The organism is Rhodoferax bucti, from assembly GCF_005876985.1.
Classification (GTDB): domain Bacteria; phylum Pseudomonadota; class Gammaproteobacteria; order Burkholderiales; family Burkholderiaceae_C; genus Allorhodoferax; species Allorhodoferax bucti.
This window is the reverse complement of record NZ_VAHD01000001.1, coordinates 963,369-980,659: the sequence shown is the minus strand read 5'-3', so window position 1 is coordinate 980,659 and position 17,291 is coordinate 963,369. Positions and strand designations below refer to the sequence as shown.

General features: G+C 62.4%; 15 protein-coding genes and 1 riboswitch. Of the genes, 2 read left to right on the top strand and 13 right to left on the bottom strand.

Annotation, left to right across the window (positions count from 1 at the left end; translation table 11 throughout):
* Positions 1 to 119: 119 nt before the first annotated feature.
* Genes FDM28_RS04660 through FDM28_RS18080 form a run of 4 tightly spaced genes read right to left on the bottom strand, consistent with a single transcriptional unit; the run spans position 120 to position 2,359 of the window.
* Positions 120 to 512, bottom strand: a complete 393-nt coding sequence (locus FDM28_RS04660; protein WP_138513494.1) for a hypothetical protein — start codon at positions 510 to 512, stop codon at positions 120 to 122.
* On the bottom strand, positions 509 to 1,405 hold the full coding sequence (locus FDM28_RS04655) for a type II secretion system protein (RefSeq protein WP_138513492.1): 897 nt from the start codon (positions 1,403 to 1,405) through the stop codon (positions 509 to 511). The genes FDM28_RS04660 and FDM28_RS04655 overlap by 4 nt, the downstream gene beginning before the upstream one ends.
* Before the next feature lie 2 nt (positions 1,406 to 1,407).
* On the bottom strand, positions 1,408 to 1,842 hold the full coding sequence (locus tag FDM28_RS04650; protein ID WP_206021910.1) for a type IV pilus modification PilV family protein: 435 nt from the start codon (positions 1,840 to 1,842) through the stop codon (positions 1,408 to 1,410).
* Entirely contained in the window at positions 1,835 to 2,359 is a 525-nt protein-coding gene (locus FDM28_RS18080) for a pilus assembly FimT family protein (RefSeq protein WP_138513488.1), read from the bottom strand. Before FDM28_RS18080 ends, FDM28_RS04650 begins: the two co-directional genes overlap by 8 nt.
* Positions 2,360 to 2,487: 128 nt before the next feature.
* Between FDM28_RS18080 and FDM28_RS04640 the strand changes: the two genes are divergently transcribed.
* On the top strand, positions 2,488 to 4,545 hold the full coding sequence (locus FDM28_RS04640) for an O-antigen ligase family protein (RefSeq protein WP_138513486.1): 2,058 nt from the start codon (positions 2,488 to 2,490) through the stop codon (positions 4,543 to 4,545).
* Between the two features lie 73 nt (positions 4,546 to 4,618).
* Here the strand turns inward: FDM28_RS04640 and FDM28_RS18075 are convergent, their stop codons facing one another.
* The 8 genes from FDM28_RS18075 to FDM28_RS04600 form a co-directional block, all read right to left on the bottom strand.
* On the bottom strand, positions 4,619 to 5,032 hold the full coding sequence (locus FDM28_RS18075; RefSeq protein WP_138513484.1) for a pilin: 414 nt from the start codon (positions 5,030 to 5,032) through the stop codon (positions 4,619 to 4,621).
* A 181-nt stretch (positions 5,033 to 5,213) separates the two neighbouring features.
* The gene (locus FDM28_RS04630) at positions 5,214 to 5,735 is read right to left on the bottom strand and encodes a hypothetical protein (RefSeq protein WP_138513482.1); all 522 of its coding nucleotides are present in this window, start codon (positions 5,733 to 5,735) and stop codon (positions 5,214 to 5,216) included.
* Positions 5,736 to 5,738: 3 nt separating this feature from the next.
* Complete coding sequence (locus FDM28_RS04625) at positions 5,739 to 6,977, bottom strand: type II secretion system F family protein (protein ID WP_138513480.1); 1,239 nt, start codon at positions 6,975 to 6,977, stop codon at positions 5,739 to 5,741.
* 2 nt (positions 6,978 to 6,979) lie between these two features.
* Positions 6,980 to 8,746, bottom strand: coding sequence for a GspE/PulE family protein (locus FDM28_RS04620; RefSeq protein WP_240791891.1), 1,767 nt, complete (start codon positions 8,744 to 8,746; stop codon positions 6,980 to 6,982).
* A gap of 46 nt (positions 8,747 to 8,792) precedes the next feature.
* Positions 8,793 to 9,650: an outer membrane lipoprotein gene (locus FDM28_RS04615; RefSeq protein ID WP_138513477.1), complete on the bottom strand. Its 858-nt coding sequence runs from the start codon at positions 9,648 to 9,650 to the stop codon at positions 8,793 to 8,795.
* A 190-nt stretch (positions 9,651 to 9,840) separates the two neighbouring features.
* Positions 9,841 to 12,606 carry a methionine synthase gene (gene metH / locus FDM28_RS04610; RefSeq protein WP_240791890.1) on the bottom strand — a complete coding sequence of 922 codons (2,766 nt, stop codon included), beginning with the start codon at positions 12,604 to 12,606 and terminating at the stop codon, positions 9,841 to 9,843.
* A gap of 40 nt (positions 12,607 to 12,646) precedes the next feature.
* Positions 12,647 to 13,645: a Gfo/Idh/MocA family protein gene (locus FDM28_RS04605; RefSeq protein WP_138513475.1), complete on the bottom strand. Its 999-nt coding sequence runs from the start codon at positions 13,643 to 13,645 to the stop codon at positions 12,647 to 12,649.
* A 14-nt stretch (positions 13,646 to 13,659) separates the two neighbouring features.
* Entirely contained in the window at positions 13,660 to 14,736 is a 1,077-nt protein-coding gene (locus FDM28_RS04600) for a homocysteine S-methyltransferase family protein (RefSeq protein WP_138513473.1), read from the bottom strand.
* 24 nt (positions 14,737 to 14,760) lie between these two features.
* Positions 14,761 to 14,840, bottom strand: a riboswitch (S-adenosyl-L-homocysteine riboswitch).
* Between the two features lie 209 nt (positions 14,841 to 15,049).
* Between FDM28_RS04600 and FDM28_RS04595 the strand changes: the two genes are divergently transcribed.
* Positions 15,050 to 16,984: a RecQ family ATP-dependent DNA helicase gene (locus tag FDM28_RS04595; protein ID WP_138513471.1), complete on the top strand. Its 1,935-nt coding sequence runs from the start codon at positions 15,050 to 15,052 to the stop codon at positions 16,982 to 16,984.
* Between the two features lie 13 nt (positions 16,985 to 16,997).
* Here the strand turns inward: FDM28_RS04595 and FDM28_RS04590 are convergent, their stop codons facing one another.
* Complete coding sequence (locus FDM28_RS04590; RefSeq protein WP_138513469.1) at positions 16,998 to 17,291, bottom strand: hypothetical protein; 294 nt, start codon at positions 17,289 to 17,291, stop codon at positions 16,998 to 17,000.

Below are 17,291 nucleotides of genomic sequence, written 5' to 3'. Positions count from 1 at the left end.
AAATGTGTAGTTGGCCGCGAATGCAGCACCGGACATCAGCACACCGCCCAAGACAGCCCCCAATACGCACACGACAAACCGGAATGCGACAGTGCGAAGTACGGCGCCAGGCAACATAGTTACATCTCCAAGGAAGCGCTCACACTGCGCTCTACATAGTTATTTGTGCCCGCCGTGCCCAGACTGGCGCGGGACTCCAAGCGGTAAATCAGCACGGTGTTCGCCCCGTCCACATAACTCGACGGGGTGCAGGTAACGTTGACCGTAAAGCCATCCACCGTCGTGGGCGTACCGGCGGGGCACCCCGGTGTTGCCACAATCTTGGCCACCGCCCACGCCAAGCCGGCACGCGCCGCCCAATAGGCCCGCGAGCCCTGCAAGTCTTGCGCCGCCGTCAATTGCTGGGTGTTGGAAAACGTCAGCATGAAGCCGCCCAGCGCCGCCAACAGCACCACCAGAAAAATGGCGGCAATGGCGGCAAAGCCGTGTTGGGGTGATGTGCGCACGCTCATGGGGTGTTGTTCACATTGATCTGGTGGTACAAGCTCACGGTTTCGCCATCTCCGGTGCCGTTGCCCAAGCTGATTGCCATCTGCACCAAGCCGTTGCGCTGCAAATCGTTGCCGTTGTAGGTGAACGCACAGGACGTGAGGTTGGACACCAGCACCGGCGCGGCGCTCAGCGTCGTTGCAGTACCGCAGTAGCTGGTGGCGCTGCTGGTGAACAACGCTCCGGTGCCGGTGGTGAGCCCCGGTGTTACCAGGCGGCGCAAAGTCGTGCCGTTACAGACATAGGCGACCACATTTTCTTCCACCGGAATCACATGAAAACGCTTGCTCCCCGACTCCAGGGGAAACTGCTTGGGCGTTGTGAAACTGATGGTGCTTTCTTCGCTACCGCTGGTGGTGTCTGCGACCACGGTGCTGACACGGGCCACGTTGTCGCCGTTGTAGGCAGTGGCGCCAGTGATGCCAAGGTTGTAGACGGCAATCAGGTCATTGGATTTGATTTGCTGGTCAGCGCTCCAATCCGCATTGCGACCCAGCATATTGAAGCCGCTTTCGGCAATGGCAAAGTTCATACCTTTGCCATCACCGGAAGTGCGGTCTTGCTCGCGGTAGCGCCCGCCCGTGCGGGTGGGGATGAACTCCAGGCAGGTGCCTGCAGCATTGACCCGAAGACTGTTGGGCAAGGCTTTGCGGATATCGCGGGACATGCGGCGCACCGCCGTATCGGCCACATCACTCATGGCGGCGCGGCGCCCACTGGCAAAGTACGCATCGATAGGCGCCCGCATGAACACCGCCACCACCCCGCCAATCACACCGAGGATGACAATCACCATCACCAGCTCCACCAAGGTGAAGCCGCGCTGCCGACTGTATGAATGGGACTGATGCGCCATAGTCAATAGTTGGTCCGGTAGCCGGTGAGGGTGATGGACTCGGCGCCCCGGGTCACGGTCACGGTGACTTTTTTGGCCGTCAGGCCCGGCAGGGTGGTGGTGTCGTCCACCACGCCAATGGCGATGGTGTAACCCGACAAGGCCGGGGGCAGGCTGAACGCGGCCTGAGTTTGGTTTTTGTAGTCGTCCACGTTGTCCCAATCGCTGCGGCCGGTTTCGCCCACATTGGTGCTGTCCGGATCAGCATAGGCTTTTTGCAGCACCTCTTCCAACACCGACTCTGCCAGGGCAATCGCCTGCTTGCGCACCATCGGGTCGGCACTGGACTTCACGGTAGTGTTCATCACCAGCAAAATGCCCGCCAGCCCCACTGCCACGATCACGATGAAGATGATCAGCTCGATCAACGTAAATCCACGTTGCGAGGGCTTATTCATGGACATAGCCCGTCCCCGTCTCAATGGTGATGCTGCGCGACACATTGGCCACCTGTAGCACCTGCGTAGCCGCTTGCGCCGGCGTGGCGGCAGTCGTCACCGGTTGGCCTAGAGCGTCGAAATTGAAGTTACTCAGCGTGCTGCTGAACGCCACCCCACTGCGTGCACTGAGTGCCGCCTCGCCATTCGGCCCCGGTAACGTAGCCGCGCAGGTATTGCTGGCGGCGGCAGACGCCATGCTCAGGCTGATACCGTTGCTGCTCAGCGTCACACACACCGTACGGCGCTGGGCGATGGCGGTCTTCTGGGCGTAGCGCAGGTAGGCCAGCGATTGGTCGTGAAATCCGCGGGCATAAAAATCACCGGTGTTGATCATGCGGGGGACCGCATACACCGCCAAAATGCCCAACAGCACCAGCACCATCACCAGCTCGATCAAGGTGAATCCGCACTGCGGCCGACCTGGAGCGGCCACCCAGGGCAATCGGGCACGTTGAGCCAGCGAAGATGAAGGCATGGATGGTTTACAGTTGCTACGCTTTTAGGAGCTTGTGGCGCACTGTTGACGAGCGCCAGAGCCCTATTTAACCACTAAACAGCTGCTACGTTCCGCCTGTGCGGTGTGGCAGCACGTCACACCGCACCATGCTTGCCACACCCGATCACAAGACCCTCCTCAAGGCCTACAAGTTCCCGGCCGCAGCATGGTGTTTGGCCGTCACCTTGTTGCTGGTGCCCGTGGCCGGTATTCCGGGGGAATGGGTGTTGCAAGACACCCTCAAATCCACCATATTGGTGTTGGGCACCCTGTTGGCCGCAGTGGTGTTGCTGACGCAAGGTCTCCACTCGGGCCGTGGCAACATGTTGCCGGCCTTGCGCTGGCATGGCGTGCTGGCATTTCCACTGGTGCTATGCGTGTATGCATTGGGCAGCATGGTGTGGTCGCACACCTACCTGGCCGCCGCAGAGGCCTGCCGCTGGGCCGCACTGGGCGTACTCATGGCGCTGGGCCTACAAATACTGCGGCGAGCCACCATGCCCCTGCTCGTGTGGGCGATCCACTGGGGAGCGGTGGGGGCCAGCGCCTGGGCGGCCGCCCAGTTTTGGGACGGGCTGGACTGGTTTCCGCAAGCGGCTGCACCTGCATCCACCTTTGTGAACCGCAACTTCTTCGCGGAGTACCTCGTCTGCACCCTGCCCTTCTCGGCCTACGCCTTCGCGCAACTGCGGCAAGCGCCTTGGCGTCCGCTCGTGGCACTGTCCATCGCCTTCAACCTCGTCGCACTGATGATGACCGGCACCCGCTCCGCCTTGGCGGCCTTGCTGCTCATCGGGCCGCTGCTGGTGTACGCCCTGTGGCGCTACCGCCGCGCGTTGGCTTGGGCCCAATGGAGCCGGGGCTCACGCTGGTTGGCAGGCTGCACCTTGGCAGCGGGTGTGCTGAGTTTGGGCGTGCTGCCCACGACCCAGCAAGACCTGATCGCAGAGGGCAATGGCAGCACCGCACTGCAACGCAGCTTTTTGCGGGCCGGCTCCGTCATGAAAAGTCAGGAGTACACCGTGGGCTCGTTCTCGGTGCGGGCCAGCATGTGGAAGTCCACTGCCCGCATGGTGATAGACAACCCATGGACCGGCGTGGGCGCTGGCGCCTGGGAAGTGCACATCCCCCGCTACCAAGGCTGGAACAACTCGGTGGAAACCGACTTTTACGCCCACAACGAACTGCTGCAACTGCTGGGCGAATACGGGCTGCCCGTGGGCGGCGGCGTACTGGCGGTGCTACTGGCCTACCTGCTGTGGAGCGCACAAACGACCTGGCGCATGCCCGTCCACGGACGTGCAGGACACGACGCCGCGCTGCGTGCCGTAGCCCTGTGCAGCCTCTTGGCACTGCTGGTGGTGAGCAACGCTGGCTTCCCTTGGCGACTGGCCAGCACCGGGGCGCTCATGATGGTGTCGCTGGCGCTGTTGGCATCCGGCTCGACGCGAACCTTGGTGGTGTCGCGGCGCACGGTTCAAGGGCTACTGGCAATAAGCGTGCTAACCTTTTGCGGCGCAGCCATCGTGAGCGCGCAGGCCATGCGTGCAGAGAGCAATATTGTGGGCAGTGTGCAGCTACTCAACCAACTGGTGCTCCACCCGGACATGCCTGTACCCGATCGCCAAACTCTACAGGACCGGGCCTTTGCGCGACTGCAAGAAGGCGTACGCATCAACCCCCACTACCGCAAGCTCACCGCCTTGGCGGCTGACCAGTTTGCCGCCACCGGCAACCTGGAAGCCGCGCTCTGGGCCCAGGACTCGGTGGGCGCCTCGCGCCCCTATATCCCGGATGTGCAAGCCAACCGGGTGCTGCTGCACTCCAGCCTGCAGCATCCGCAAGCTGCGCGAGAGGCATGGGAGGCCCTGGCCGCGCTGCAGCCTGATGCCCCGCGTACCCGCGCTTTAGACATCCTGTTGCTGCGCCGTAGCGGAAAGGATGCCGACGCTGCCCACCGACTCCTCAGCTACTTCAATCAAGGCATTCACGACTACGACTTGCTGCGTTTTGCCATAGCGATCGGCGTGGAGACGCACGACCAAGCCCTTGCCATCCAGGCCTACCGCCTATGGGTCGCAGGCTGGCCCACTGAAGCGGAAATGCAAGCAGAAGCCTTGGCCCTTGCGCCCCCAGCGTGGCGCATGGAGATGCAGCAGCACTAGGCAAAACAAAAGCCAGTGAGGTTGCCCTCACTGGCTTGGTATTCAGACACAGACGGCTCAAGCCGTCCGTCATTTAAGGAACAGCGATTGCTGTAAAAGAGGCAGTCACTGCCGAGCCACTAGTGGGCGTCAATGTCAATGTGCAGGTATTTGAGGCTCCAGCGACTGCATTTGCACCTGCAAATGCAGTCGCATCAGCCGAATACGTACCGCCACTAGTAGGGTAAGTGCCACCCTGCAGCGTTGCTTTTGCAGCATCGCAAGAATTAACAACCACACGTCCGCCAGAAGTGCCTTTTGCTGCATAAGTCGCGTAGTTGATAGCCGAGCCAGAGGACAAAGCACCTGCAACGCCTTGCGTAGACGCCGCACGCGCATCCGACGACAAATCCACAAACTTCGGAATCGCCACGGCGGCCAAAATGCCCAGAATCACGATGACCATGACCAGCTCGATCAGGGTAAAGCCACGTTGCACTTGTTTCATGTTGTCCACCTTTCAAGGAAATTGTGTATCCGGTACCCAGCGCTCTCAACGCCTGACCCACCGGCTATCTGCGACTAATTCTAGGCCAATGACGTATTGTTGTGCATGAGCTTTACGCGGCAAGTACACGACTTTTCATGCTTTTTCGCAAAGTTTGCGCGTTTTACGACAGCCGCCACCGCTACTCCAGAGGCACTCCACTCCAGACATACGGTTGCAAAGGACGCAGCTGGGGAGCGGCCCCCGTGAGCTCCACCACAAACCACACCGCTTGCGCGCCAGCCGGGGCGTCCAGCACCGCAACATCCTGGGGTTTATAGCCCACACAGCCACAGCGCTTGTCGAACACCCAGCTACCGCCCGCCACCTCTTGCAAGAGAGCCGCAGGCACTTCGCCCGCGTAATTCACGCTGGCCTGCTGCAACAAGGCAAACGGATTGGGTGGGGTCGTGGCCTGCGCAACCGGTACCACCGTTTTTTTGGCCGCAGGCAACATGCCCCGCACATAGTCCAGCACCAGGGCGGTGCGCAGCGCCCCCAGCGTGCTTTGCACCGCCGCCCGCTCGGATTGGGCACGCACCTGCTGACCATAGCGCCACAGCACGCCGGTCACCAGCGCGATACACACCGCCAGCACGCCCCACTCCACCCAGCGGCTGCTCCAGAACGGGCGCGGACTGGCGGGTATGGAAGCGGTAGCCACCGCTTAACCCCCGCCCTTGCCCATGGCGGCCTGACCCATGTTCCACAAGGGTAGAAACACGCCGAGCGCCAACAACAAAACCAGCACACCAATGATGGCCAACAAAATCGGCTCAATGGCTGCGGACAAGCCTTTGATGCTGTAGTCCGTCTCGCGCTCGTACATGGCGGCAATTTCGAACAACAGGTTGTCCAGCTCGCCGGTTTCCTCGCCCACATTGATCATTTGTAGCACCACCGGTGTGAACACACCGGTCGCCGCCGCGCAGCGCGAAATGCTTTCGCCGCGCTCGATACCATCGCGCATCTGCTCGATACGGGCGCCGATGAAGGCGTTGTCCACCGTCTGCGCGACCACCGTCAAGGCCTGGACCAGCGGCACCCCACTCTGGCTGGACAAGGCAAAGCTGCGGGCAAACCGGGCCAAGGTGGCCTTGCGGATGATGTCGCCCACAATCGGCAGCTTGAGCTTGCGCGAGTCCCAGCGGTAGCGCCCATCCGGTGTGCGCAGGTAAGCCCGTATCGCCACCACCGCCCCGGCGGTGACCGCCAGCAGCATGGGCCACCAGTTAATCATCCAATTGGAGAACCCGAGCAAGCCACGTGTGATGAGCGGCAGCTCGCTGTTGAAGCCGGCAAACACCTTGGCAAACACCGGAATCACAAAGATGTTGAGAATCACGATGGCCGCTGCCATGGCCATCATCACAAAACTGGGGTAGCGCATGGCCTGCTTGATGCGCTCGCGCACATCGCGCTCAAACTCCATGTGCTCGTTGAGGCGCAAAAACACCTCGGTGAGCCGCCCGGTCATCTCGCCCACGCGGATCATGGCGATATAGAAATTGCCGAACAAAGCCGCATGGCGGGCAAGCGCAGCAGACAATTCGCGCCCTTGATCCAGGCTGGCGCGTATGTCTTTGAGCAGCTCCACCATGGCCGGCTTGGTGGCTGATGCCTCCAGCCCCGCAAAGGCCCGCAGAATAGGCACTCCCGCTTTGTTGAGGGTGTACATCTGGCGGGAGAAGATCAGCAAATCCTCCACATCCACCGGGCGGCGGGTCAAAAAGGCCAGAGGGTCTTTTTTCTCTTTGCTCTCCGCCACTTTGGCCAGCGCAATATGCACCGGTGCCACGCCAATAGACAGCAGCTGGTCGGCCACGCCGCCTTCGGTCATGGCTTCCAGCTGGCCGCTGACGGCCTCGCCCCGGTTATTACGGCCGCGCCAGTCGTAAACAGCCATCGTCAGCCCACCAAGGCCACGTCGTCATCGGCATCGAAGCCGATACGCAAGGCCTCGGCCAGCGAGGTTTTGCCGGCCCGCACCAGCTGCAGCGCATGAAACGCCATGGTGTGGCCTTTCATACGCTCCCGCGCAGTGCGCAAAAAGCCGGCCGGGTCGCTGTGCGAAGCCGCATGGGTGAGGGCGGCGTCCATCTCCAGCAACTCGTACACCCCCTGGCGACCGAAGTAGCCGGTGCCGTTGCAGTGCGAGCAACCCAGACCCCGCTTGGGCTGCACCGTGTCGCCGGGCTCCAGCATGGACTCCAGCCACGACTGCTCTTGCGGCGTGGGGTTGTGCGGTGCCAGGCATTCCGGGCAATTGAGACGCAGCAAGCGCTGGGCAATCACCGCCTGCAGCGAGGTGGCCACCATGAACGGCGGCACGCCCATGTCGAGCAAGCGAAACGGCGTGCTGATGGCATCGCGTGTGTGCAAGGTAGAAAGCACCAAGTGGCCGGTAATAGCGGCGCGCAGGCCGATTTCGGCCGTTTCAGCATCGCGCATTTCGCCGACCAGGATCACGTCCGGGTCTTGCCGCAGGCAGGCGCGTAGCACGCGGGAGAAGGTGAGCTCAATCTTGTCATTCACCTGCACCTGCGTGATGGCGGGCAGGCGGTATTCCACCGGGTCTTCCACCGTGATCACCTTGAGCTCCGCCGCATTGATTTCGGCCAGCGCGGCATACAGCGTGGTGGTTTTGCCGGAGCCGGTGGGGCCGGTGACCAGCACCATGCCGGAGGAGCGGGACAGCACTTCGCGGAAGCGCTTGAGCATCTCGGGCGGCATGCCGATGGTGTCGAGGCGGCGCATGCCGGCGCCTTGGTTCAACAGACGCATCACGGCCGATTCGCCGTAGGTGGTCGGCAGTGTGGACAAGCGCACGTCAATCGTGTTGTCTTTCAGGCGCACGCTGAAGCGGCCGTCCTGCGGCAAGCGCTTTTCTGAAATATCCAGCCCCGCCATCAGCTTGAGGCGCTGGGCCAGCGCACCGCCGATGCGCTTGTCAGCCTGCGTTTGGGTTTGCAGCACACCGTCCACCCGCACACGGATTTGCAAAAAGCCCTCTTGCGGTTCGATGTGCACGTCAGATGCGCCGACTTGTATGGCGTCCTCAAACAAAGACTGAAGCAAGCGCACCACGGGCGCGCCCTCCAGGCCTACGCTGGCGGTGAGTTCGCCGAAGTCCACCGCATCGCCCAGGTCTTTCTCCAGGGCACGGGCCAGGCCACTGATTTCTTCGGTGCGGCGGTACAGGCGGTCAAACGCCAACGCCAACTGGCTCTCGGGCACGGCAGCAATGCCAATGTTGCGCTTGAGCAGGCGAGTCAGCTCGTCGTAGGCGAACAAATCCAGCGGGTCGGCCAGCGCCACCAGCAGGGTGTCGCCCCTGTCTTCCAGCACCAGCGCCTTGAAGCGGCGGGCGGCCGCCTCGGGCAGCAGCTTGATCACATCGGCACGGAAAGGGAATGTCTTGAGGTTGACGAACGGAATCCGCAGCTGCCGCGCCAGGCCGTTGGCCAGCAGCTCCTCGGTAATGACGCCGGTTTCAATCAGCAGGCGCCCCACCTTTTTGCCGGTGGTGCGCTGCAAGTCCAGGGTTTGCTGCAGTTGCTCTTGCGAGATCAGCTTTTGCTGAACCAGCACATCGCCCAAACGCAGTTTCTCAGGGCGGCCCGAAGGGGGCCGATGGGCGTCCGGCGCACCGGGCGCTGCCGTTGCCATGTTCATGCGCTATTCCTTTTGCGGTTTGCAAAAATAATAGCACGGGGGCCTTTCAGGTTGTGCTGTTGGCCACTGCCGGCGCACGCTCCGCGGCCGATGGCGCATTCGCGGGGGTGATGCGGTTGCCCTCCACCGTGACATGCTGACCCACACTGGCAGCGGTGGCTTGCTCGATGGAGCGCAAGCTGCCGTCTTCCATGCGCACATCCACCAGGTACACCGTGTCTTTTTTCAGGCGCTTTTCCACCGTGTTGCCTGCCCAGCCGCCCCCGAGCACGCCCGCAATCGTGGCCAAGGCCTTGCCATCGCCGCCACCGAACTGGTTGCCCACCAGCCCACCCAGCACCGCACCGGCCACGGCGCCCGCACCGCTGGGGTTGGCGCTTTCGCGCTGCACCGGGGTGACAGCCTCCACCACGCCGCAGTGGGTGCACACCACCTTGGCAGGCAGGCGCACCGGGGCCGGCAAAGTGGCAGGAGTGGCCAGCACGGACTCGTTCGCCGCCACCTGTACGCCGGTAGCGGGCGCTGCGGCGGGATGCGACGGCTTCACTGCTGCCACCGTCCCATCCGAATTTGCTATTGTTTTAGGAGCTACTTGCGCATGTTTGACGGGCGCCACAGGCACTTTTTGCTCCGATTTGGCCGCAACGACCGGCTTGACCGCGGTTTGCGCTGGGGCTGCAGTGGATTTTTCCATCAACTCGATCGCCGGAGCGGACGCAGCAGGCGCTGGCGCGCTGACGGCTACTACCTCCAACGGCGCTTCCGCCTGTGCCGTGTTGCTCTGCTGATGCAACACCACCGCCCCCAAGGCCAAAGTGCTGGCCCCAAGTGCGCCTACGGCCGCCCATAAAAACTTATTGCCGGCCGCCACGGTGGCGCCGGATGTGGATAAAGCAGTCGACATACATCTCCTTCAGACGTTCAAACCGGTGCCACGAAGGCACCCGCTGTAGAGCTAACGCTCCATGGGGTCTGAAGGTACACAGCCCATCCGGCTGGCAGGTATCTCTTTTGTAACGCTGGGTAAAGCTGTCCCCGCGCACACAGTGCACGCACACGGCACCCGGCCGCCGGGGCCGCGTACCGCGTTTTGCTTACAAATTGGGCGCCAGCAAGCGCTCCAAGGCAGCCCGCTCCAGCTGGCGGCGCTCTGCCAGCGCCTGCACCTGGTCTTCGCCGATCTTGCCGACGTTGAAGTACGCAGCGTCTGGATGGCCAATGTAAAAGCCGCTCACGCTGGCAGCGGGTGTCATGGCCAGGCTCTCGGTCACCGCCATGCCGATTTCATCGCACTGCAGCAGCGCAAACATGTCGTGCTTGACGCTATGGTCCGGGCAGGCCGGGTAGCCGGGGGCGGGGCGTATGCCCTGGTACTTCTCGCCGATCAGCTCCTCGTTGCTCAAGGTTTCGCCCGCGGCGTAACCCCACAGGTCGGTACGCACCTTTTTGTGCAGGCATTCGGCAAAGGCTTCAGCCAGCCGGTCGGCAATCGACTTGAGCATGATGGCGTTGTAGTCGTCATGCAGGGCCTCAAAGGCCTCGGCCCGCTTGTCCGCACCAATGCCCGCGGTCACGGCAAACATACCCGCGTAGTCCGGCTTGACGCCTGCGGGCGCCACAAAGTCGGCCAGGCAGCGGCTGGGACGCATCACGCCATCAATCTCCTGCTTCTCGGTTTGCTGGCGCAAGCCGTACCAGGTGAGGGCCACGTCGCTGCGGCTCTCATCGGTGTAGAAAGCAATGTCGTCGTCATTCACCGTATTGGCCGGGTACAGCGCCACCACCGCATTGGCAGTGAGCCAGCGGCCATCGATGATTTTTTTCAACAGCGCCTGGCCATCGGCCAAGACCTTGCGCGCCTGCTCGCCCACCACCTCGTCTTGCAGGATGGCCGGGTAGGGGCCCGCCAGATCCCAGGTCTGGAAGAAGGGGCCCCAGTCGATGTACTGAGCCAGCTCACTCAGATCGAAGTTTTTGAACACACGCCGGCCGATGAACTTCGGGCTAGTGGGCTGGTACTGCGCCCAGTCGATAGGAGTCTTGTTGGCGCGCGCCTTCGCCAAGGGCCACAGCGGTGTTTGCTTTTTGTTGGCGTGCTGGTGGCGCACCTTGTCATAGTCGGCATTCAGCTCGGCGATGTACGCGGCGGCGCTATCGCTGAGCAAGCCCTGGGCCACGCTCACGCTGCGCGAGGCATCAGGCACATAGACCACCGGGCCTTCGTAGTTGGGCGCAATCTTCACCGCCGTGTGCACCCGGCTGCAGGTGGCGCCACCGATCAGCAGTGGCGTGTTGCGGCTGCGGAAGTACTCGTCCTTCTGCATCTCACCTGCCACATACTGCATTTCTTCGAGGCTGGGAGTGATCAGGCCGGAGAGGCCGATGATGTCTGCGCCCTCTTCCTTGGCCTTGGCCAATATCTCGTGGCAAGGCACCATCACACCCATGTTGACCACGTCAAAGTTGTTGCACTGGAGCACCACGGTGACGATGTTTTTGCCAATGTCATGCACGTCGCCCTTGACGGTCGCAATCACGATCTTGCCCTTGGCCTTGGCCTCGCCACCGGCTTCCACCATGGCGAGCTTTTCAGCCTCAATGTAGGGCAGCAGGTGCGCCACCGCGCTCTTCATCACGCGGGCACTCTTCACCACTTGCGGCAGGAACATCTTGCCCTGACCGAACAGGTCACCCACTACGTTCATGCCATCCATGAGCGGGCCTTCGATCACGTGCAGTGGACGGCCGCCCTTGGCCAGAATCTCGCGGTAGGCTTCTTCGGTGTCTTCGGTGATGAAGTCGGTAATGCCGTGCACCAAGGCATGGCTCAGCCGCTGGGCCACAGTCACCGGCGCCTCGGGGGTGCCGCGCCATTCGAGCTTTTTGCTCTCGTCCTTGGCACCGCTTTTCGCGGTCTCGGCAATCTCCACCAGGCGCTCGCCTGCGTCTTCGCGGCGATTCAGCACCACGTCTTCCACCCGCTCGCGCAGCGCAGGCTCCAGGTCGTCGTACACGCCGACCATGCCGGCGTTCACGATGCCCATGTCCATACCCGCTTGAATAGCGTGGTACAGGAACACGGTGTGGATCGCCTCACGCACCGGATCGTTGCCGCGGAAGCTGAAGGACACGTTGGACACGCCACCGCTCACCTTGGCGCCGGGCAGGTTCTGCTTGATCCAGCGGGTGGCCTCAATGAAGTCCACCGCGTAGTTGTTGTGCTCTTCGATGCCGGTGGCAATGGCAAAGATATTGGGGTCGAAGATGATGTCTTCAGGCGGAAAGTCCACTTCGTCCACCAGCACGCGGTAGGCGCGCTCGCAGATTTCCACTTTGCGTTGGTAGGTGTCGGCCTGGCCTTTTTCATCAAAGGCCATCACCACGGCGGCGGCACCGTAGCGGCGCAGCAGCTTGGCCTGGCGCTTGAACTCATCCAAGCCTTCTTTCATGCTGATGGAGTTCACCACCGCTTTGCCCTGCACGCAGCGCAGGCCCGCTTCGATCACGCTCCACTTGGAGCTGTCGATCATGATGGGCACGCGGGAAATATCGGGCTCCGACGCGATCAGGTTCAGGAAGCGCACCATGGCGGCCTGGCTGTCCAGCATGGCCTCGTCCATGTTGATGTCGATGATCTGCGCCCCGTTTTCCACCTGCTGGCGAGCCACGGCCAGGGCCTCTTCAAACTGGCCGTTCAGGATCATGCGGGCGAATGCCTTGGAGCCGGTGACGTTGGTGCGCTCCCCCACGTTCACAAACAGGCTGCGGCTGTCGATGGTGATGGGCTCCAGGCCCGAGAGCAGCATGGGCGCTACGGAATTAATAGCTGCTTGCGCAGAAGATGCGGGGGCTTGAGGCATAAACGACCTGTAATTTTTATGATGCAGCTGGAGCAGCCACTTAAACCGTCACCCAGCCGCCAGTGCGCTGGGAAGCAAACAGCGCGTCGATGATGCGCATGTTCTGAATGGCGTCTTCCACGCCGTAGTGCAGGGGCTGCTCGCCGCGAATGGCGAGCGAGAAGGCATCACCCTCCAGGCTGTACTGGTCGCAGGGGGCGAAGGTTTCCACCACCGCTTCGCGACCACCCAGCACCTTGCCGTCATCCACAAAAATGCGGGTTTCCTGGCCTTGAGGCGCGTTGAAGGGAATCTCAATCTCCACCCGCTTCTCGGTGCCGATCACCTGCACCCGCTGGTAAGGCGTGGTTTGCATGGAGACGGTGAAGTCCAGCCGGCGGCCATTACCGAAATCGAGCAAGGCGCTAAAACTGCGGTCCACGCCAAAGTCCGGGTCCATGTCGGCCAGCGCCATCACCCGCACCGGCTCGGCGCCAAACAAAAAGCGTCCGGCCACAATCGGGTAGCAACCGATGTCCATGAGCGCACCGCCACCCTTGCTGGCGTCGTTGCGGATGTTGGTGGCACTGCGGTTGAAGTACGAGAACCACACCTGCACCGCCCGCACATCACCCAAAGCGCCGCTTTGCACCAGCTCGCGCGTGCGCAGCCACTGCGGATGAAAGCGCACCATGAAGGCTTCCATGATGTGCACCTTGCCCGCCACCTCGCGCAGCTGCGCCGCCTCGTTAGCATTCAAGGCGATAGGTTTTTCGCACAGCACATGCTTGCCCGCACGCGCGGCCGCCAGTGTCAGGGGCACGTGTTGGTCATTGGGGAGAGGGTTGTAAATGGCCTCGATGGACGGATCTGCCAACAGCTCCTCGTAAGAGCCATAGGCTTTGGGGATGCCCAACTTGCCCGCCGCCGCCTGCGCGCTCTCCAGCGAACGCGAGGCAATCGCCTGCACATCACACCACTGGCTGCGCAGCAGCGCAGGCGTGACTTTCTCCATCCCGATTTTGGCGGTGCTCAGCACGCCCCAGCGGACTTTGTTCATGGCGATGTCCCGGCTCACGCCGCCTCTTTGTAAAAGTACCCACGCTGCACCCTCCGCGTCGCAATCGGGTTCACCGCCTGCGCAATCGCACCAATGTGGTCAGGCGTAGTGCCGCAGCAGCCCCCCACGATGTTGACCAGCCCCTCTTGCGCAAACTCGCGCACCAAGCGGCTGGTCACGTCCGGGGTTTCGTCAAAGCCGGTGTCGCTCATGGGGTTGGGCAGGCCGGCGTTGGGGTAGCAGCTGATGAAGGTGTCGGTGGCGACTTTGTTCAGCTCCTGAATGTAGGGGCGCATCAGCGCGGCACCCAGCGCGCAGTTCAGGCCGATGGCCAAAGGCTGCGCATGGCGCACGCTGTGCCAGAAGGCGGTCACGGTCTGCCCGCTCAAAATACGACCGGATGCGTCGGTCACGGTGCCGCTGATCAGGATGGGCAGGCGTTCGCCACTGGCTTCAAAGTACTCGTCCACCGCAAACAGCGCGGCCTTGGCGTTGAGCGTGTCAAAAATGGTTTCCACCAGAATCACGTCCGCTCCACCTTCGACCAGTGCCTTGGTCTGGTCGTAATAGGCGGCGCGCAGCTCTTCAAACGTCACATTGCGCGCGCCGGGGTCGTTCACATCAGGGCTGATGCTGGCCGTCTTTGGCGTAGGGCCGAGCGCGCCGCAGACAAAGCGGGGCTTCTCAGGGGTGCTGTATTTGTCGCAGGCGGCGCGGGCCAGTTGGGCAGACACATAGTTCATCTCAATGGCCAAGTCGGCCATGTCGTAATCCGCCTGGGCCACGGTGGTGGCGCCGAAGGTGTTGGTCTCGATCATGTCCGCACCCGCAGCCAGGTAAGCCTCGTGGATGTCGGTGATCACGTCCGGGCGCGTCAGGCTCAGCAACTCGTTGTTGCCTTTGACGTCTTTGGGAAAGTCTTTGAAGCGCTCGCCTTGGTTGCCCGGGCCGGTGTAGCCCTCGCCCCGGTACTGCGCCTCGCCCAGCTTGAAGCGCTGAATCATGGTACCCATGGCGCCATCCAGAATGGCGATGCGGCTGGCCAAAATGCCGGGAAGTGCTTGGGCGCGGGTGTAGGTGATGGGCTTCATGGTGCGGCTCACTGTGTGGATTGAAACAAGTGAGCGCAGTTGGGGTCCCCAAGCCTGACCGGTTTTGCGGTATCGCAAACTCGGCTGCAGCGCCCCTTGGGTGACGCGGATTTTAAACGACAAGCGACCCGGTAGCGGCAAGCACGGGCTTGTCGGCGGCAGCGTGCCAGCAGGCAGCGGCCGGGCTTGCCCGACAATAGGCCCTTCGCAGTGGCTCAGCTCCTCAAGCCGCCACCGCCCTATTTACGAATGTTTTATGCCTCTAGCGCCCGCCACGCATGCGCGAGCAGCTCCTGATTTGATAGCGTTTTAAGTGCCCCACCTGCAGATTCTTCACGACGTATTCGGCTATCAGGCCTTCCGCGGGCCCCAACAGGCCATCGTGGAGCACGTGATTGCGGGCGGCGACGCGCTGGTGCTCATGCCCACCGGTGGCGGCAAAAGCCTCTGCTACCAGGTGCCGGCCATTGCACGCCAGCAGGCCGGGCTGGGCGCCACCCTCGTCATCTCCCCCCTGATCGCGCTGATGCACGACCAGGTGGGCGCGCTGCACGAAGCCGGCGTGAGCGCAGCGTTTCTGAACTCCACCCTCAGCAGCGACGAGGCCTACCAGATCGAGCAGCAACTGCTGCGCGGCGAAATCACCCTGCTCTATGCAGCGCCGGAGCGCGTCAGCAACGCCCGGTTTCTGGCTTTGCTGGATTCGCTATTCGAGCGCGGCAAGCTCAGCCTGTTTGCGATTGACGAAGCCCACTGCGTGAGCCAGTGGGGCCACGACTTCCGGCCCGACTACCGCAACCTCACGGTGCTGCACGAGCGCTACCCCGGCGTACCCCGCATAGCGCTCACCGCCACCGCCGACGACCTGACGCGCGCCGACATCCTGGAGCGCCTGCAACTCGAAGAAGCCCGCGCTTTTGTGAGCAGCTTCGACCGGCCCAACATCCGCTACACCATCGTTGAAAAGAAAGACTCCACCACCCAACTGCTGCGCTTTATTGAGCGCGAGCACGAAGGAGAGGCCGGCATCGTCTACTGCCAGAGCCGCAAAAAAGTGGAAGACATGGCGCAGACGCTGGTAGACGCGGGCATCAAGGCCCTGCCCTACCACGCCGGGCTGGATGCCAAGGTGCGCCAACAGAACCAGGACCGGTTTTTGCGCGAGGAAGGCATCGTCATGGTGGCCACCATCGCCTTTGGCATGGGCATCGACAAGCCGGATGTGCGCTTTGTCGCCCACCGCGACATGCCCAAAAACATCGAAGGCTACTACCAGGAGACAGGGCGCGCAGGTCGTGATGGCCTGCCCGCCGACGCCTGGATGGCCTATGGCCTGCAGGACGTGGTGAACCAGCGCCGCATGATTGACGAGAGTCCGGCCAGCGAAGAGTTCAAACAAGTCATGCGCGGCAAGCTCGACGCGCTGCTCGGCTTGGCCGAAGCCACCGACTGCCGCCGGGTCCGCTTGCTGGGCTATTTTGGCGAGGTTTACGGACGCGGGCCACAATTCCCCGCTGGGCCGCCCCAAGGGGAATTCGCCCCCCCGGGGGGCAGCGACCCGCAAAGCGACGGAGCGTGGGGGCGATGTGGCAACTGCGACAACTGCCTGAATCCGCCAGACGTGTGGGACGGCACAGATGCCGCCCGCAAGCTCCTCAGCACCATTTACCGCGTCCAGCAAATGAGCGGGGTAAGCTTTGGCGCGGGCCACTTGATGGACATCGTGCGCGGAAAAACCACCGAAAAAGTCACCCAATACGGCCACGAGGCGCTCAGCACCTTCGGTATCGGCCAGGATTTCAGCGAACTGCAATTGCGCGGTGTGCTGCGCCAGCTGATCGCGATGGGCGCTGTCGCGGTGGATGCCCAGGCTTTCAATACGCTGCAACTGACCGCCGAATCTCGCGGCGTACTCAAAGGGGAGGTGGCGGTGATGTTGCGGGAGTCCGTCTCGACCCCGGCGGACCGCAAACCCCGGCGCAACGCGCGCTTGGGCGCTGTGGTCAAAGCGCCTATCAATCTGGACAGTGAGGGATTGCTACGCTACTCCGCCCTGAAGGCGTGGCGTGCAGAGGTGGCGCAGCAGCACAATCTGCCGGCCTATGTGATTTTTCATGACGCCACCCTGGCCGCGATTGCCCAACGGGCACCGCAAACGATTGACGATTTGCAGGGAATCAGCGGTATTGGCGCCAAAAAACTGGAAGCTTACGGCGACGACGTGCTCCAAGTCGTCGCCTTGCAGTAAACCCCGGGAACGCTCAGTGGCGGTGGAAACCGCTCTCGTACGCCACGGCCGCGCCGGACATAGTGTTCTGCAGGCGCTCAATGGCACGCATGTGGCGCGCACCGGTGGCGGCATCCGCCGCTTGGGCACGGTGCTGCTGCACCAAGGCCTGGAATTTGGACTTGCACGCATCCAAGGCGCCGGCGAAATTCAGTGCGATGTAGGCATTGTGGCCGGCATGGGTCTGGCGGAACTCGCCCGACCAGTAGTCAAACAGCTGCCACTTGTAAGTTCCTTTTTCCGGCACTTGAATCGTGTTTTTTTGCAT

Excerpts from the sequence above, each read along its gene's own strand:
- FDM28_RS04590 (WP_138513469.1), bottom strand. The coding sequence starts at position 17,291 with ATGCAAAAAAACACGATTCAAGTGCCGGAAAAAGGAACTTACAAGTGG.
- FDM28_RS04615 (WP_138513477.1), bottom strand. The coding sequence starts at position 9,650 with ATGTCGACTGCTTTATCCACATCCGGCGCCACCGTGGCGGCCGGCAAT.
- FDM28_RS04655 (WP_138513492.1), bottom strand. The coding sequence starts at position 1,405 with ATGGCGCATCAGTCCCATTCATACAGTCGGCAGCGCGGCTTCACCTTG.
- FDM28_RS18080 (WP_138513488.1), bottom strand. The coding sequence starts at position 2,359 with ATGCCTTCATCTTCGCTGGCTCAACGTGCCCGATTGCCCTGGGTGGCC.
- FDM28_RS18075 (WP_138513484.1), bottom strand. The coding sequence starts at position 5,032 with ATGAAACAAGTGCAACGTGGCTTTACCCTGATCGAGCTGGTCATGGTC.
- FDM28_RS04620 (WP_240791891.1), bottom strand. The coding sequence starts at position 8,746 with ATGAACATGGCAACGGCAGCGCCCGGTGCGCCGGACGCCCATCGGCCC.
- FDM28_RS04625 (WP_138513480.1), bottom strand. The coding sequence starts at position 6,977 with ATGGCTGTTTACGACTGGCGCGGCCGTAATAACCGGGGCGAGGCCGTC.
- FDM28_RS04600 (WP_138513473.1), bottom strand. The coding sequence starts at position 14,736 with ATGAAGCCCATCACCTACACCCGCGCCCAAGCACTTCCCGGCATTTTG.
- FDM28_RS04605 (WP_138513475.1), bottom strand. The coding sequence starts at position 13,645 with ATGAACAAAGTCCGCTGGGGCGTGCTGAGCACCGCCAAAATCGGGATG.
- FDM28_RS04660 (WP_138513494.1), bottom strand. The coding sequence starts at position 512 with ATGAGCGTGCGCACATCACCCCAACACGGCTTTGCCGCCATTGCCGCC.
- metH (WP_240791890.1), bottom strand. The coding sequence starts at position 12,606 with ATGCCTCAAGCCCCCGCATCTTCTGCGCAAGCAGCTATTAATTCCGTA.
- FDM28_RS04640 (WP_138513486.1), top strand. The coding sequence starts at position 2,488 with ATGCTTGCCACACCCGATCACAAGACCCTCCTCAAGGCCTACAAGTTC.
- FDM28_RS04650 (WP_206021910.1), bottom strand. The coding sequence starts at position 1,842 with ATGAATAAGCCCTCGCAACGTGGATTTACGTTGATCGAGCTGATCATC.